This is a genomic window from Niastella soli (genome assembly GCF_017742245.1).
In the GTDB taxonomy this organism is placed as follows: Bacteria; Bacteroidota; Bacteroidia; order Chitinophagales; family Chitinophagaceae; genus Niastella; species Niastella soli.
In genome coordinates, this window is record NZ_JAGHKO010000014.1 from 338213 (window position 1) to 355125 (window position 16913).

Annotated in this window: 12 protein-coding genes; 9 read left to right on the top strand and 3 right to left on the bottom strand. The window is 38.2% G+C overall.

What is annotated here, in order from left to right; genetic code table 11:
* Positions 1–29: 29 nt before the first annotated feature.
* Positions 30–1220 carry a FecR family protein gene (locus J7I42_RS30340; RefSeq protein ID WP_209143378.1) on the bottom strand — a complete coding sequence of 397 codons (1191 nt, stop codon included), beginning with the start codon at positions 1218–1220 and terminating at the stop codon, positions 30–32.
* A 450-nt stretch (positions 1221–1670) separates the two neighbouring features.
* Here J7I42_RS30340 and J7I42_RS30345 point away from each other — a divergent pair, with 450 nt between their 5' ends.
* The 4 genes from J7I42_RS30345 to J7I42_RS30360 all read left to right on the top strand — a co-directional run bounded on the left by J7I42_RS30345 (position 1671) and on the right by J7I42_RS30360 (position 7470).
* Complete coding sequence (locus J7I42_RS30345; protein ID WP_209143380.1) at positions 1671–1892, top strand: hypothetical protein; 222 nt, start codon at positions 1671–1673, stop codon at positions 1890–1892.
* Positions 1893–2409: 517 nt separating this feature from the next.
* Positions 2410–5799: a hypothetical protein gene (locus J7I42_RS30350; protein WP_209143382.1), complete on the top strand. Its 3390-nt coding sequence runs from the start codon at positions 2410–2412 to the stop codon at positions 5797–5799.
* A complete protein-coding gene (locus tag J7I42_RS30355) occupies positions 5780–6220 on the top strand; it encodes a response regulator transcription factor (RefSeq protein ID WP_209143384.1) in 441 nt (146 codons plus the stop codon). The genes J7I42_RS30350 and J7I42_RS30355 overlap by 20 nt, the downstream gene beginning before the upstream one ends.
* Positions 6214–7470, top strand: a complete 1257-nt coding sequence (locus tag J7I42_RS30360) for a 5'-methylthioadenosine/S-adenosylhomocysteine nucleosidase family protein (protein ID WP_209143386.1) — start codon at positions 6214–6216, stop codon at positions 7468–7470. The genes J7I42_RS30355 and J7I42_RS30360 overlap by 7 nt, the downstream gene beginning before the upstream one ends.
* 348 nt (positions 7471–7818) lie before the next feature.
* On the opposite strand, the gene J7I42_RS30365 is transcribed toward J7I42_RS30360, so the two are convergent.
* Entirely contained in the window at positions 7819–9393 is a 1575-nt protein-coding gene (locus J7I42_RS30365; RefSeq protein WP_209143388.1) for a GMC oxidoreductase, read from the bottom strand.
* Between the two features lie 288 nt (positions 9394–9681).
* On the opposite strand from J7I42_RS30365, the gene J7I42_RS30370 reads away from it, so the two are divergent.
* The 5 genes from J7I42_RS30370 (at position 9682) to J7I42_RS30390 (ending at position 15991) form a co-directional block, all read left to right on the top strand.
* A complete protein-coding gene (locus tag J7I42_RS30370) occupies positions 9682–10170 on the top strand; it encodes a hypothetical protein (protein WP_209143390.1) in 489 nt (162 codons plus the stop codon).
* Between the two features lie 230 nt (positions 10171–10400).
* Positions 10401–11804, top strand: coding sequence for a tetratricopeptide repeat protein (locus J7I42_RS30375; protein WP_209143392.1), 1404 nt, complete (start codon positions 10401–10403; stop codon positions 11802–11804).
* A gap of 416 nt (positions 11805–12220) precedes the next feature.
* Complete coding sequence (locus tag J7I42_RS30380) at positions 12221–13309, top strand: type I restriction endonuclease (protein WP_236065615.1); 1089 nt, start codon at positions 12221–12223, stop codon at positions 13307–13309.
* 215 nt (positions 13310–13524) lie between these two features.
* Entirely contained in the window at positions 13525–14985 is a 1461-nt protein-coding gene (locus J7I42_RS30385) for a tetratricopeptide repeat protein (RefSeq protein WP_209143394.1), read from the top strand.
* 559 nt (positions 14986–15544) lie between these two features.
* Positions 15545–15991, top strand: a complete 447-nt coding sequence (locus tag J7I42_RS30390; RefSeq protein ID WP_209143396.1) for a hypothetical protein — start codon at positions 15545–15547, stop codon at positions 15989–15991.
* Here the strand turns inward: J7I42_RS30390 and J7I42_RS30395 are convergent.
* A complete protein-coding gene (locus J7I42_RS30395; protein ID WP_209143398.1) occupies positions 15983–16576 on the bottom strand; it encodes an RNA polymerase sigma factor in 594 nt (197 codons plus the stop codon). The genes J7I42_RS30390 and J7I42_RS30395 overlap by 9 nt on opposite strands.
* Positions 16577–16913 lie beyond the last annotated feature (337 nt).

The window sequence follows — 16913 nt, forward strand, 5'->3', positions numbered from 1 at the left end:
GATCAATATCTATTTTTCATGGTTACACACTAAGGGGTCACTATGATTCTTTTATGCTCAATTTGAAAGTGACCGCCTTTCATTTGTAACAATTGTAACACATTGGAAGCGGGTTGGTCCATATTGACAATCCCATAAAATTGCAGATCGGGAACCGATCCCTTGTACTCAACGTCAACATCGTACCAACGTGACAGGGTATTCATCACATCTACTACCCCATCTCCTTTAAATATAAAGAGGTGATTTTTCCACGCGATCGCTTTTTCAATATCAACTTCATCATCAACGCGGATAGTTCCTTTTTCTGACACCTGCGCTTGTTCACCTGGCGTCAGCACCGTTGCATGGCCGCCAGCAGGGGGAGTGATCCTAACACTCCCTTCCAGCAGCGTTGTTTTTACCTGTGGGTTATCGCTATAAGCGTTAATATTAAAATGCGTTCCTAATACGCGCACTTCTGTATTTCTAATGGATACAATAAATGGATGGGCTTCGTCTTTTGTCACTTCAAAATAGGCTTCCCCCGTGATCTCTACCCTCCGTTCTTTACCCGAAAAACTCACCGGGAATTTTATTGAGCTGGCCGCATTCAACCACACTTTTGACCCATCGGGAAGCTTGAGTTGGTATTGTCCGCCTCTCGGAGTAGTTACAATATTCCAGGATGTAGCTTCGTCCTTTGCCTGCAGCCTCGCATCATGATATACCAACTCTGCTCCTCTTTTATTGATCACCGTTTTCCCCTGCTCGGCGATCACGCCGTTTTGAGCGTCATCTAACGCAATAGTAGATCCATCTTGTAATGTCAGCACCGCTTTATTGCCCCCTGGTGGAATATCAGGGTCCTTTTTCTTTGTGTGAGTATCTGTAACTGCAATCTTCTCTTCCTTATTATTATTCTTTACAACTAACAGCCAGATCAAACTTACGGCGGCTAAAACTATGGCGGCTGCCAGGATGTAGTTAAACCAGTTTCGCTTTTTTGCGTATAAGCCAACCACTGGTGCAGACTGACCGCGGTCATGACTTTGCGTAAAATCATACAACTCCTGCATCGCCGCGTGCAACGAATCTTCATCAGTCAACTCATTGAACACCTTCCTGTTCTCATTCGATGCATCAATCCAATCATTCAACTCGCCTCGCTCTTCTTCGGTCAACTCCTTATGGATATGCTTCTTGATCAGCATAGCTATGTCACCTGCCCTATCGGTCATGAAATTCGATTTTGGTATTGTCTGATTTATATAAAAACCGGCACCGAGTGGATATCTAACCTCAAAATGAAAAAAAAGTAATAATTATTTAAAGTAGTTGTAAAGACTTCAGCATTTCAACTGTATTATAATGTTAAATAATTTTTATCATCCAAGGTTAGATTAGTAGTCCTAATAGGTTTTTATGTAAGTAACACGTCATTGAAAAATGCCATCCCTTGTAACTGTCATTTGAACATTTATATAAAGGAGCAAATCATGACATCGAAATTAACATCTTCCCTCAAAGCATCACTGGCAACCAGTTGAGTAGCAAGAACACATAGACGATCTTATGTAGAGCCGACTGCCAGGAACACAATAGCACTGAGCAACATATTAAAGACCAAAGACCAACCCCGACAACTTCCAATTTCCTGAACGCCATTTCCCAACCAAAACTAACATCACATGAAACCTGGATATAAAATCCTTGTTGACCAATCATTTAGTTCTCTCTTACAAGATCAGATCAACTCGCCTTATAATATTTATAATGGCGAGGATATCTCTCCTTCTATTACAAAGCGCTCCCATGCTTTTCTACCACCAGCTATTCCCCCACTCTTTCGCAATGTTGACTTCTATATTATAAAGCATATACGGGAGGCCGCAAGCATAGCGCAAACATGACCACCATCAGCTGCCCATCAGAATCAAAAGGATCGCTTACAAGAATATACTTAGTCATCAAAATACAATTAATCTTAATGTTACTTTTTCGTAACTTTAATAACACCCACCCCTAATGACAACTATTGGGCGCCAAGTCCCTACAGGTAACACAACTTTATTAACCATTCATGCTAACCCCTCATGTCATTAGAAAATAATATCATTGTACTTATTTACGTACCGAATACAATTACAGGAATAAAGAATAAATTACTTCGATCAACAAATAATTATCAGAGTAGTAAAGCCCACTATTCACGTAACACCATCTCTCAAGCACCAACAATCAGATCAATCTGCTCAATTCCTATTCTAAGTGGCTTTTGTGAATCCAGCTTTAGCTAACCAAGAGCAATTTATTTAGGCATTAGGTACAGTTGCAATTTTCACAGTAACTGAACCACCAAAACGGGTTTTATAAAAACACCACTGGATCATTACGCATTTTGATAACTGCTTTCAACTTATACTATAAATGGACAACATCTTACGATACTTTCTTTCCTCTATAGCTAAACCAGACCGGGGAGTATTGGGTACCATTTACCACTTAAAAAATAATGCTGACTACCAGGATCTGTGTACATTAATTGACTCTACATCACACGCTGTTCAGCGACAAATCACTCACTTTATAGGTAATCCATTCCCTAAATCTTACGCTGAACTGGGTAGCGTTCCTGCTATTATAGAATCAAGTTCAACCGACGCAGAATTGGATTGGCTGTTCCTCGCATTAAGACATGGACACTCCCAAATAAGATCTTTCCTGAAATTAAAAATTGAGTTTGAAAAATTCATCCTTAATGCGAAGTACGAAGAGGCTGAAAATACCTTAACCCAAATAGAGACCGAAATATGTGTCTCCTTATGGAGCCTTGAGAACAGGTTGCTATTATCCAATTTAAAAAATGGATTAGCCGGCAACAAACATTTATTAGAAATATTTCTAGATCAAATTGAAGATATAAAAGTAAAATGCCTGTCGATATACCTTAGCGAAAGAGTAGAAATTGGATCAACTGTCTGTTCCTATGAACAAAAGATCCTGGCCGCATTTAACAATTACAAACAGCCAGACAGAGACGCTGTAATTTCCTACTTCTTATTTAAGCTGGTCCCCTATAAAACCGAAAACATAAACGTCAAATTTATTCTGGAACAGGAATTTAAATTCTCCCTGGTAGACAGATATTTAACACTGGTTAAACTATGTTCACTGGCCGCCACCAATTTGATCGACCTAAATCTGGACAAATATGTTTACAAACTAAGAAACCTCTATCAAAAAACTGAGGACCACGTTTTACAAAATGTTGTCTGCAAACTAAAAGGAGAATGGGAACCATCCATTGTTCCGTATAATGACAAAATATTGGTCGCCTATCGCTTATACCTGGAGGGTAACTACAAGGATTGTTATCATCTTTCAAAAACAATCTTGAACAATGAAGTAATTGACTTCAAACTCCTGGTCATCCATATAAAATGCAGCATCTACTTAAAAATTGATGAGTACGATATAGGAAGCACGGTCATATTGGAAAGAATATTAAAATCAATTCGGTACATTCTCACAAAAGAAAGGATTGATATATTTAGCCAAATCCTTATCAAATTTGCTTATGTGCTGGAAAGCCATACAATTGGGGTAAAATTGTATGATTACTTTATGATGGAGATCGCTAACGATGAAAAACACTCCAAACTATCAAGAATATCAGACCATTCACACAACCCGACACATTATCAGCTCTACAGACCAGCGCAACAAGCCGCCTGTTTAATAAAACAAATTGAACACATCCATAACAACTTTTCCCATAGCTATTTTTATTACACCATAACACACAACACAGCTGAAAATATAGAACTATTACTCAATAATGATATCCGGAAAAGGTTTATCCTTATTGATTCGTCAATAGCAGCAAATAATTACGGAAAAAGCATTTCAGACCTCAAATCAATTCTCCCAGACTTGATTGATGTGGGCTTTGCATACGAAAAGGCGATCAGGAGATTATTTAATTGCTATATAACCATCAAGAATTTTAACGGCGCAATAGACTTATTTGTCGACAGTCACTTTCATTCAAACGCGTTAACAACAAAGTTCGATAGTAATAATTTAATTAAACTAAACAAAAAAAATAGATTTAGAAACCTACACCCGTCCATTACGGTACCCATATTCTATTTCATAAATGAAGCAGAAGAAGTAGACATCTCTAACACGCTAAAACTTTTTTTGAGAAGCTTTGGGGTTTCAAAACCTTCAGAATTGAAGCCGGGCAGACTTACATCCCCCAAAAAATATATAGAATTCTTCTTTTACAACGTTTGCACCGTTGAAATTTTGAAGCATTCTTCCATATACGAAACGCCTAAAGAGATCATTATTGAAAGAATAAATGTACTAAACAACCTGGCTGAGTGGAATTCGACTCAAAAGGAACATTATAATAATGAGGTCCAGGAAAACACCAAGAAGTTAATTATCCTGGATGGCATTAATAAATTAAACGAAAGCAAAATATACATCAACGAAGATGGATTGTATGAAACGGAGATCAAATTTGAGGAACCGGCTTACGAAAGAATAATTTCGCTCATTAAGGTCCACAAAGACAATTCGGACATCGCCCATGATAAACCTGTTCCATTATACATGCATGAAGCATTAAAAGAACTTTTTCTGGCAATTCGTCATGGATACTTATTTAGTAAATATGGATTGGTAAATTATCTAAGTACCAGGATCCGGCATGGGATTTTGGAGGCGGCATTAAGACCCATCTATCAAAAGCTTAAATTAATAACCGAAAAGGGAACCACCGGGGATAAGTATATTCCTAATACCCACTGGGATAACGATCTCTTATCATCAAATGTATCAAAGGATAAAATAGACAGGTTCCACATTGAATTATCCAGCTTTTCAAAAGAATTCGATCGCTATATTTTAGAAGACCTATTATCAAAAAAGCTGCAGATAAAAACAGAAAGCAAAAACAACTATGGCCTGTTTGATTTTACCTATACTGATGAGGAGATTGCTAAAATAGATATTTACAAAAAGACGCAGCAAGACTTTAAACAATTCATCCAGGCAATATTTAACGAACTGGGCAACAGAACAGATCAAAACCTCGAGATCATCCGGGAATATTTAACAACTGTAGTTGCCAGCAACCTGTCAAAACACCTTGCTGATTTGGAAGAAGCAGTCCAAAAGATCATTAAAAAGGATTCGTTACATGACTTTTTTAATAACATAAATATTTGCCGGGACCACATAAGAAAAGAATTGGAAAAGATCTCGCATTGGTTTGTAAGATCTGATAGCCAAATGTCCGATTTTACGCTATCAGATATCTTAGACATTAACAATGAATATTTAAGTAAGTGCATTTTGACTAAGAAACTGCAACTGGATAAAAAGCTTAGTCCGAATATTAAAGTAAAGGGGAAATACTATGTTCACTTTTCTGATCTATTCAGGCTTTTTATGGGCAATGCCTTAGCCTATTCAAATTTACCAGGAGCGGAAGTACCCCTTCGAATATCAACCAAATTAGAAAATGATCCCTGGTTAGAAATAAACATTTACAACCCACTGGACAAAGACGCAGATCTAAATTATATAAATCATAGCCTCAACAAACTAAAGTTAAAACATCACGACCTGGAATTATTAACCAGTGAAGGAAACTCTGGTCTGATGAAAGCCAGAAATATTCTTATTTCAGATCTAAACAACCCGGCCAATGAAATAGACTATTTTGTTAATAGCGATAACGAATTTCAAGTTACACTAACCATTAACATCACAGATATTAAACATGAAGATTCTTTTAATTGAAGATACCGAGTTTAAGATTGAAAAGATCGTTGAATATCTCCGAACCTGCGGACACCCGGATATTAACATAAAAAAATCATACAATGCCGTATTAAAAGAAATAGATTCAATCAATTTCAGCGCTGATCTGATCCTTTTAGACATAAGCATCCCTGTTTTTGATGTTCCCGATGGCAGTAGTGAATTTATGCCATCTGGCGGAAAAGCGATCTACAACCAACTTTACATGAATGGAATAGATGCTAAAGTGATAGTTATAACCCTTTATAAAAGTTTTGATGATGGCTCCTTAATAGAAAACCTGAACAAGCTATTTAATGAAGAATACCCCGAAACTTATTTGGGCTATATAGTATTTAACAGCAATGATATTAAGTGGCAGGCTGATCTTAATAAATTTCTAACTAACAATCAATGGTAGATATTTTAATTATCGAAGACGATCTCCAAAAATTTGAGTCGATCAAATCCTGTATAGAAGAAGTAAATCAACACCTCAATAATCATGTAACTCATGCTGAATGTATAATTGAGGCAAAAAAACTGGTTGAGCAAAAGCAGTTTGATATCCTTATTATCGACCTGGTTATTCCATTAAGAAAAGGGGAAGTCCCTCACCCGGATAACTGTTGTGCTTTTCTGGAAGAATTGGAAACCAGTCCATTTTTGAATCCGCCATTATTCGTGGTGGGGCTAACGAAGTTTTTAGAATTAAATGATGATTCCGCCAATTTTTTTGAAGAGCGCTTATTCCATCTATTAAAATATGAATTAAGCTCCATGGAATGGAGAGGAAAATTGAAGAAAATACTTTTTCACCTTTATAAGGTTAAAGAAGATTTTTTAAGTCCTACTCATTTCAGACATAAATACGATGCTGCATTTATTACGGCCTTATATAATCCTGAATTCGAAGCGGTGCAGAAACTGGCAACCAATTGGCGACAAATTAACCATACAGACGACCCAACCATCTATTATGAAGCTACCATTTCTGAGAATGGAAAAACCAAGCGGATCTTAGCGGTGTATGCAGACCAAATGGGCATGGTATCTTGCGCTACTCTTTGCACCAAAGTTATCTTAAAATTCAGACCTCAATATATTATAATGACAGGCATCACAGCCGGGGTTCGCAGAGCAAATGTAAACTATGGCGATATTCTAATTGCGGACCTTTGCTGGGATTATAACGCTGGAAAAATTGTTGAATTTAAGGTGGAGGAAAAAGGCAGTGACCAAACCTTTACCAGCTTAAAATTCGAACCAGAGCCCCGTGCATTGCAAATAAAACCTTCATTAAAAAACAAATTCATAGAGCTTTCAAACAACAAAGATCTACTATATAAGATCAGAAGTGGATTCCTGGGCAAAAAGATCACCAATGATCTGTCAGCCTTTGTTGGACCAATAGCTTCAGGCTCCCAGGTTGTTGCCAGCAGTTCCAAAATGAATGCAATTAAAGATCAAAATAGAAAGCTAATTGGGATTGAAATGGAAGCATACGGATTAAAATACGCCTGTACCCAGATCTTTGATTCAAAAGTAGTCCCCATTATCATCAAATCTATTTGCGACTTTGGCGATGAAACCAAGGACGATAGCTTTCAGGAGTATGCGGCATATACCAGTGCTCAATTTGCGAAGCATTTTTTGTTTCATTATTTATAATGATAGCAAAGCAGCAGGGTCGCTTTTTATTTTTCTGCCTCGCTAAGCTCCGGCAGGCCTCCCCCTGCCCTCCCGACTCGTCGGGAGGGTGAATTGCAACCTCGCGATTATTATTAACCTCGCTAAGCTTCGGCAGGCCTCCCCCGGCCTCCCAACTCGTCGGGAGGAGGAATGCAGCCTCGCGATTATTTTTTATCAGGCGCTGTTGTATTGGGTTTCCATATCCCAAAATATTAAAAGAAATGTGAACCTGCACCAGCAACAGTTAAAAAAGGCTGCTTGGCAAAAAGCCAAAGCAGCCATTTTATTGTAAAGCATTTTTCGAAGTAAAACACTAAGATTCTCAAGCTATTTATTATTAACAATGTTTCTCGCTCCTCTTACAGCTAATGCGACATTGGTAAGGGTTGGATTACAAGCGTTAGAAGTAGGAATAATACTATTACCGCCTATGTACAAGTTATCAATATTCCAAACCTTTGAATATGGGTCAACCACACTTTTGCCATCATCTTTTTCGCCCATTCTACAGGTTCCTTGCGCGTGAAGACAAAGTCCCCAAGGCATAAATTTGGGTTCTGAACCGGGTAAAAATCCCCCAAGAGATTGTGCTGCATTTGTCATATCAATCATCATTTCGTGCATTAGCTTAGCATCTGCCTCACTAAAACCATATTCAAAAGTAGGTTGAGGCATGCCAAATTCATTAAAGATATCCTCTTCGAAAATTACCCGATTTTCGGGGCGCGTTTCAATACGGGCAAACCATCTTAAATCAACAATAACTCTATCATCAACATTTGCAGGCAGATCTCCGTAATGAAATGCATCCTTCGTTATTTGGCAATGCCAGGGACGTCCTTCTGAAACCGGAATCCAAATATTAGGTGCGGGATCATTAATTGGAATAGGTAGAGGATCATTTGCGGCAAACGACAGTTTATTTTCACTAGACCTCAATTCGGAGCTCATTTTTTCAATAAGTTCCTTACTTAGTATTACCTGGCAAAAGGCAATCGGATGGTCATATAAATATCTCCCCAAAGCTTCTGGCCTGATTCCTGACGCCCAAAGCAGTTGCGCACTCATAATAGTACCACAGGCGACAATGAATCTACTTGCATAAATATTGATACGTTCACCATTTTGTAAATCATCAACTTCCGCATACACAACGGCTCCATTTTCAACATGCAATCTTTTAACACGATGCTGAGGCCTTATTTCAAACCGGCCATCATTTATTTCAGGGTTATCGATAATGGGAGATAAAATTGTATCAGTACCAGTAAAGCGAACCAATTCACTATTTATTGAACTTCGTTCAGCTCCCATCGGTAAGTTTTGCACGTGGTACGGATATTTAAGATGAGGATAATAACTAGATAACACATCTTTTAATACCGAATTACGAATCGATTTTTCATATACATCAGTATGTTTATTTAATATTTTTTCCGCTTCTGTATAAAGATCCTCCCATTCATCATTAGAAATAAATTTAATTCTCTCAAGTTCGGGATGGTGCCTTGGAACTGCCCCGGTCCAATGAAGAAGCATACCACCTACAGAATAGGCGGCAGCAGCGCCATCAAGGTTTTTATTTGGATCTTGACGAGGATTCATTGCATTTTTTATAAATCCGGAATCTGGTTTATATGTGATCGGATCTAAAAAAGCTGAGCTTCCTCCTGAGGTAGGAACAGAAATTAAATGTAAAAATCCTCTAATCATACTCGCGAAATTTCCCATATTCCTTTGGAAGGGGAAGGAATTTTTCAAATTCTCTCCAGGCCTTTTACTGTATTGAGGGCCTGTATCAACCATAATTGTTTTTAAACCTTCTGACACTAAAACCCGGGCATATGTACTTCCAGATGGGCCTGCTCCGATTATTAGAGCATCGCATGTTATTCTTTTCATTGTAAAAAAATTGAAGTTGAATAGTAAGCAGACAAGATTCATCTTGAGGATGTAAATAAGCAAGCTATTTGATTTCTACATATCACAGGTACCGTTTTTTCACCCAATTTAAACTGATAACCGTATTGAAAGAATATAAAGTCGACAATTACCTTTTTATGATTCTTATCAGAAATTTACTTTTGAATGGGCTTTAAAAAAATAGCAACACGACTGTAATGGTTTAAAAACAGGAAAAACACCCTTGTCAATAAATTCATAAATATATATTTTCAATAAATTTTATTGATGAAGATGCTTTCACTATATACCGCAGTAACACTAACATTTGCCGCATGCGATAGTTATCACAAAATTGAAAATAAGACTCTCGCTGATGGCAGCCCTGACACAGCAAAACAACAACAAATATGTTCAAATTCCGCTGTCCCAAACGGCTACGTAATAACAGGTTATAGCAACTGCATTAGTTGTCCGGGAAATGGGAACAACTGCATAACTATCCAAACTCCTTTTCCTTATCCTAATAGCACAACAATTTGTGCTTCATCGCCCATTCCAGCAGGGTATGTAATTATTGCTCATGCCTTTGCAATTGCCTGCCCCAACAATTCCGGCAACAATGCATTCACAATTAAAATACCAAGTGACCAAGAAACCATATGTAATGGATCACCTATTCCTCCAGGCTACCACATGATAGGTCAAACACATTCGAATGTTTGTGCCAATTGGAATTTACCTGGCAATAATGCCATAATCATTCATAAGAAATAGATGTTATAATAAACGTAGGCTTGAGGAGACGGCACCTCAACTCCCAAATGGGCGGGGCCTTGTAAATTGGTATTTTTAATGTATTGATAGTTTTTGCACGCTGAAAAGAAATGTCAAATATTAAAATACTTTAGGTGTAATCGACCCTATAGCAATACAGAGGTGATTTCCATCACCCTTACCTCATAAGGGCTTAAGATGTGTTAAATTAGCATTCGAAAAGCACAACCATGAAACCGCTGCTGCTTTTGTTGATGCTGGTTGTTCTGTCGAATGATCGCCTCCATTCGCAGGAGATAAAAAAGCGGCTGTTTTATTGTAGTTATGGAGAGGGGGATGACGATATTGAGCAATGCAAATTGCAACAGCAAAACTTCTTTACAGGCAACGACCAGGCTGAAAAAGCTGTCGACAGGATACTTAAACCCTTGGGACTGTCAGGAAACTTTGTATTGCTCCCCTGCCCTTACATTAAAAATGCGGCTGCAGTCATTTCTGAAGATGGTATTCGCTATATCGTTTATGAAAACAAATTCATGGAGCGAATCAACAATGTCGCTAAGACAGATTGGGCAAGTACTTCCATACTAGCCCATGTGATCGGCCATCATCTTTGCGGACACACCTTAAGAGGTTCTGCAGACCCCGCAGAACAGCAGCAAAAGGAACTGGAAGCAGATGAGTTTTCAGGTTACATGCTATTTAAGTTGGGCGCCTCACTGAGCCAGGCAACTAAAGCGGTGAATCTTGTTGTCAGCGATGACAATGACAGCAACTCTGACCACCCTAATCGCAGCAAACGTTTGACGGCAGTAGAAGCAGGCTATAATAAAGCCAAAAAGAAACAACCGATAGCCAATGTTGACAATTCACCCAGTGCAGAAAAGTTCATTAATGATGGCAATAGATTACGTAAACAAAAGAGGTTTCAGGACGCCATTGACCAATATACCAGGGCTATTGAATTGAAGCCAGCTTTCGGCGATGCTTATATCTGGCGGGGACTTTCCAGGCATGACGCAGAAGACTATCAGGGAGCCATTGCTGATTACAACAAAGTATTAGAACTCGATCCCAATAATGCTATCGCTTTCTTCGATCGCGGAAATGCAAAATATGCGTTGATTGATTACCCGGGCGCGCTCGCTGATTACAATAAAGCAATTTCCCTGGATTCCAGCGACGCAGTTTATTTCAATAACCGGGGCAATGCAAAATACTATTTAAAAGATTACAAGGGGGCAATTGCCGATTACTATAAATCCATCGTCGTAGACCCGGATTACGTCCTGGCATATAACAACCGTGGCTATTCAAAAGATGTCTTTAAAGATTACGAAGGGGCGCTTGCCGATTATAACAGATCAATTGCCTTGGACCCTAATTACGCCCTCGGTTACTTCAACCGTGGCCTTACAAAAGATGCATTAAAAGACTTTTCGGGTGCCATTGCTGATTATACAAAGTATATCCAACTATCACCCTCAGCCCCCGAAGGTTATTACGAGCGGGGCCTGACAAAGCAAAAAACAAACAATTGGGCCGGCGCCTGTGAAGACTTTAAAAAAGGATGCCGTTTAGGTGATATCCATAGCTGCAATAAATTAAGAAACGATTGCCAGGACAAGCAATGAGATCCTGGCCATTCAGAAACAAGATGGCTGCTCAAAGGTTGGCGTCTGCATCTTTTGAAACGTCCATAAATCGGGGCAGGCTCTTCCATGTGACCTGTAAGGTCTGCCTCATTAACTCGCCGGGCACGCGTGATAAGCAGACCTGACAGGTCGGATTCGAGAGGAGCCTTTTATTTTTCACCTACCCCCTCGGGAGATAAAACACAAACTCGCACGATCAGGCTCTGGCGACATTCTTCTTGACCATAATCAACATCTTCGCCTAAACGTAATAAAAACCCCCACACACCAGTTACTAATTTGTATTTCTTTAATAAAAAACGTGAAAAACACCCTTTTAAATCAGAATAATTGTTTGTAATCTCGAAACCCAACTGACAGAAATCATAATTATTTAAATCCTTAAACCCCTCATCATGGATTTCAAAGACGAGATTAAACTATTTGGTGATAGAGTTGAAAAACTTAAAGACCAAATCCAAACCGAAGAAGCAACTAAAAATGCCTTTATCATGCCCTTTATAAAAGCATTAGGGTATGATGTTTTTAACCCCTTTGAAGTGATGCCAGAATTTGTCGCCGACATTGGCATTAAAAAAGGTGAAAAGGTTGATTATGCTATCATGAAAGATGGTGAACCCTGCATCCTTGTAGAATGTAAACATTGGGGCGAAGGCCTTGACCCACACAATTCTCAACTTTTCCGATATTTTCATACTACACCCGCCAAATTTGGACTCTTATCAAATGGCATTGTATACCGATTCTACTCAGATCTAGTAGAACCGAATAAAATGGACGAAAAACCATTCTTTGAATTCAACGTAACAGACATTAAAGACAACCAGGTTGAGGAACTAAAAAAGTTCCACAAATCGTATTTTGATGTAGGCAGCATACAGAATACCGCTAGCGAGCTTAAATACATGAACGAGCTGAAGGTGCTTATCAATGCAGAATTTCAAAACCCATCAGAGGGTTTTGTTCGTCATTTTGCCAAACAGATCTACAATGGCGTTTTAACATCCAGATTGATGGAGCAATTTTCCGGACTAACAAAAAAGTCCATTCAGCAATACATAAACGATCTAATAACCGAAAGGCTAAAATCAGCTCTTAAAAAAGAAAATGAGGAGCAGAAAACCGTAGAAGAAGAACCTGCGAATGATCAACCAGACGCGAAAGATGCCCGGATTGAAACAACAGAAGCCGAACTGGAAGGGTTTATGATCGTGAAAACAATTATGCGTCAAAAAGTAAAATCCAATCGTATTGTTTACCGGGATGCACAGTCTTATTTTGCCATCTTACTGGATGACAATAACCGAAAGACCATCTGCAGGCTTTATTTAAATGGGTCAAAAAAGTACATTGGCATTTTTGATGAACTGAAAAAAGAAACAAAAAACGAAATAACAAGCCTGGATGACATTTTTAATTTCACCGAGCCACTACACAAGACAATTACTTTTTATGATGGCGAAAAAGGGACGCTATTAAACTAATTGATACCTATCTCAAAACTAAAAGGGCTGCCTGGCAAAATACAGGGCAGCCTTTTTATTGTAGGCTTTCAAAGTTAATTAAGAATACAATATCTACTAATCTATTGCGTTTGCATTCACTATAATCACCGATGTAAAATAAGCATTACGGGAAAGCTTAGGTAATAATCAGATGAGTTTACTTACGATAGCTAAGGCATTAACCCCTAAACCATATGGAAAACCTTTTTACTTTTATAAAATCAGAGACAGGAAAATACAAAAATGTAATTCAAACACTAACGGGACTTGTTTCAATTTTGGCTGGATTTTTATCCCTGATAGCAAGTGTTTTTGACTCAAAGTCCAATATCGCTGTTATAAGCATCGGCCTTTTCTTAATAAACCTTGGAATCTGCAATAACTTACTCAAATCCAAAAAACAATCATTCGGCGTCACTGCAAACAGGCTATCTAATACACAAATAAAAAATGTAAAACGACTTATTATTGCCAGCTATTTGCTGTGGATATTCCCTGTATATCATGCCATTAACTATTTCCAATCAAAAGGCAACAATTGCAATGACACAGCAAATAACATAGGCTTAATTATAACAAGCTTTACAACCTCTAATGATGATGACTTCTCCTATAAGCTATTCACGCTATTAGAAACTGAATTGGAAAATGCAGATACCATTAATACAATTAGAACCGAAAAATTCATAAATGCAGGGAATAAGTCATATCAGGACAGCATAAATCAACTATTTAGCTCTAATTGCTATAAAAAAGGGCTTCTTGTTTTCGGTAAAAGGAGCAATCAGTCAAAATTGTTTGATTGTTCCATCTACCTTAATAACTTTTTGAATATTAATCCAATCGGAATACAAAACAAAAAAATTATAAATCTACAAAATCCCGATCTCATTAATTTTTCTATCGAGTATCAAGCTCAGGCTGTTTCTGAATTTATACTAGGATTATTATATAGCAACTCTAATAACTTTTTACAATCCACAATAAAATTCCAACACTGCTCCTCTTTAGTCTCAACTGACGATAATAAAAAGCTAAAATCTTATTGCGCGTTGTTTATTGGAAACAATTTTTACAAAGCCAATAACTACATATACGCCATCGAATCTTACCAGTCGGGTATCAACCATGATCCAGAAAATGCTTATTTACATTTCAACTTAGCAACCGCCTTATTAGGAAACAATGACTCATTAAACGCAAATGAAGAATATAATATCGCAAACAATTTAAATAACAAATTGGTTAACCCACTTGGAAACATAATTGACTTAGTAACAGTCAATAAGGGAGTTAGTTTACAGCCAACCGTTAACCACGTTAGTTTTAAAATACAAAATTCTATAAGTCAAGGAGATTCTATCCCAGAAAAATATCAAACCTTAGAAAATGATGATAGTCAGAGCGATTATTACGGAATTATGCTTAATAACAAATATGGAGTAGTAAATAAAAGAGGCGACACAATCATTAAATGCGCATATGATTTTATCGATAAAAATGTTTTTGTTTACAAAAATCAACTTTTCTTCATAGTTGGTAGAGGACAATTTTATGGATCAGTGGACATGTCCGGCAAACTTGTAGTACCCATAAAATCTTCATCTGTTGAAAATGTCGTATCAACCATACGGGTTCAAATGAACTCAAAATAAAAACCAACAAGACCCTTTTTATAATAAGTAGTCTCCTGTATCATATTTATCTATTCCGCCCCTGACACTACTTCCACTTGACCACTATCAACTTCTCCCCCACTTTTTTGCCATTTCCCTTCAGCACCTTTACTTTGCGCCCATTCTTCAGATAGTCACATTTTAATATCCAGGTCCAACAAGCGAATTCTCCCTTACCATTGCTGCTTTCAGGCAATTTATTTACTTATTTGATGGTCATTTAAAGGTAGCTAGCCGGTTCACAGCTCGTGATCAGACCTATTATCCATTAACGGTGTGTATTTTGTATGAAAAAGGTGAGAACTTCGAAATAAACATCCTGAATATGGTAAAGGTAAAGTCGCGCCATGTAACCCCAGGTGTAGTGAAAGTAATTCTTATAGCACTGGCTTTCGTTTGCGTTATCCTCACCCTCCTCAAAACTATAACACCCGCTTGACAATCGTCAACTTCTTAATAACAAGCACATTAAACCGCTCATACCTGCCAATATCTTCTTAAATTAATGGATCAATTAATCCATTAAACCAAATTTACCATGTTAAAGATCGTACAGGTAGGTCCCACCTATTTCTCGGACATAAAAGTCCCCACCGTTCCTATGCTTCGCGAGAATAATATAGTAGATATTGACATCGCCGTGATCCCCAAAAAGTACAATGCCCCCCCAAGAGACCGCCAACGAATAATGGTAATGGTGAATTATGACTTCAAAGTGTTCCTGGACAAAAACCCTTTTCAGGTAGCCAGCGCCGGTTGCGACTTTGACATCTTCACCGACCGCGATCTGCATTTAATGGAATTATACCGGATGGCGGTATCGGTGGCGGTATCATTAAAAAAGCATGTCTTTTCCCAAAACCTCCCCTTCTTACAGGACGAAGATTTTCCCCTGGATGCCCCGGATGTGATCAGGCAGAAACTGTTGCCTGAGTTACAACGGATCAATGATTCAAAAACGTTGTCTAAAACAAATTTAAACTGACCGCAAACCACAAAGCCCTGCAATTACGGTCAGTAACTTCCGGTCAAACAACACATTCCTGAGTTGTTTCAGGGCTTTGTTTTTATTTACATACACGGCTGCCGGCGTCATATTGAGCTGCCGGGCTATTTCCTGGGAGTCGAGCCCATCTATGAAGAGTAACTTAAATACCGTTTTGCGAATAGGCGGCAGGTTCTCTATTTCCTTATACACCTCCATCAAAAATTCACTACGTACCATTTGGGCAAGAATATAATCATCCTTTTCATCCTGCAGGGTGCCTAATTCCTTTTCGGATGCCTGGTGGCGTTTGGTAGCATCCAGGTATTTTAAACATTTATTTTTTACGGTAATAAAGAGAAACGCCTTGATGTTGGTCATGGTCACAAAATCGGCGTTGCGACGGAGAAGGATTTCCAGCGTAACTACGGCAATATCCTCCGCCTCGGGCGCATTTTGGGTAATACGCCAGGCGAAATGATATAAGTGTTTAAAGTACATATTATAGACCTCATTCATCGCCCTTGCATCCCCCTCATTGAATCGCTTAACCAATAAATCATCTGAAGATTGACCTGCTTTCAATATGTCAAATGTTTTTATCTAAACAAAAAGAAATTTTGTTTAAACATGCCAGTTATGCTTTGCGTATACGTATACGTATACGTATACGTATACGCGTATAGATGGTTATGGTATTTAGGGTTTCAAGAACATAGTAAGGACAAAGCAGCACGAAGCATCGTTTAATAGGAATAACGGTTTAGGGTTGGATAAGAGTCTCCAATTTTAGGACTTTTTCCGATATTATAGAACAGGGTGCCAAGTAACTTGATCGTCGTCAATTCATGACTATAGTCAGTTTTTTTTCGTTAGGCGTGGTGCGTTATAGTACAAAGGGGCAAAAGGGAATGGGGAATGG

What these genes read in the sequence shown, in the direction of transcription:
- J7I42_RS30340 (WP_209143378.1), bottom strand. Translation starts at nt 1,220, where the DNA reads ATGACCGATAGGGCAGGTGACATAGCTATGCTGATCAAGAAGCATATC.
- J7I42_RS30345 (WP_209143380.1), top strand. Translation starts at nt 1,671, where the DNA reads ATGAAACCTGGATATAAAATCCTTGTTGACCAATCATTTAGTTCTCTC.
- J7I42_RS30350 (WP_209143382.1), top strand. Translation starts at nt 2,410, where the DNA reads ATGGACAACATCTTACGATACTTTCTTTCCTCTATAGCTAAACCAGAC.
- J7I42_RS30355 (WP_209143384.1), top strand. Translation starts at nt 5,780, where the DNA reads ATGAAGATTCTTTTAATTGAAGATACCGAGTTTAAGATTGAAAAGATC.
- J7I42_RS30360 (WP_209143386.1), top strand. Translation starts at nt 6,214, where the DNA reads ATGGTAGATATTTTAATTATCGAAGACGATCTCCAAAAATTTGAGTCG.
- J7I42_RS30365 (WP_209143388.1), bottom strand. Translation starts at nt 9,393, where the DNA reads ATGAAAAGAATAACATGCGATGCTCTAATAATCGGAGCAGGCCCATCT.
- J7I42_RS30370 (WP_209143390.1), top strand. Translation starts at nt 9,682, where the DNA reads ATGAAGATGCTTTCACTATATACCGCAGTAACACTAACATTTGCCGCA.
- J7I42_RS30375 (WP_209143392.1), top strand. Translation starts at nt 10,401, where the DNA reads ATGAAACCGCTGCTGCTTTTGTTGATGCTGGTTGTTCTGTCGAATGAT.
- J7I42_RS30380 (WP_236065615.1), top strand. Translation starts at nt 12,221, where the DNA reads ATGGATTTCAAAGACGAGATTAAACTATTTGGTGATAGAGTTGAAAAA.
- J7I42_RS30385 (WP_209143394.1), top strand. Translation starts at nt 13,525, where the DNA reads ATGGAAAACCTTTTTACTTTTATAAAATCAGAGACAGGAAAATACAAA.
- J7I42_RS30390 (WP_209143396.1), top strand. Translation starts at nt 15,545, where the DNA reads ATGTTAAAGATCGTACAGGTAGGTCCCACCTATTTCTCGGACATAAAA.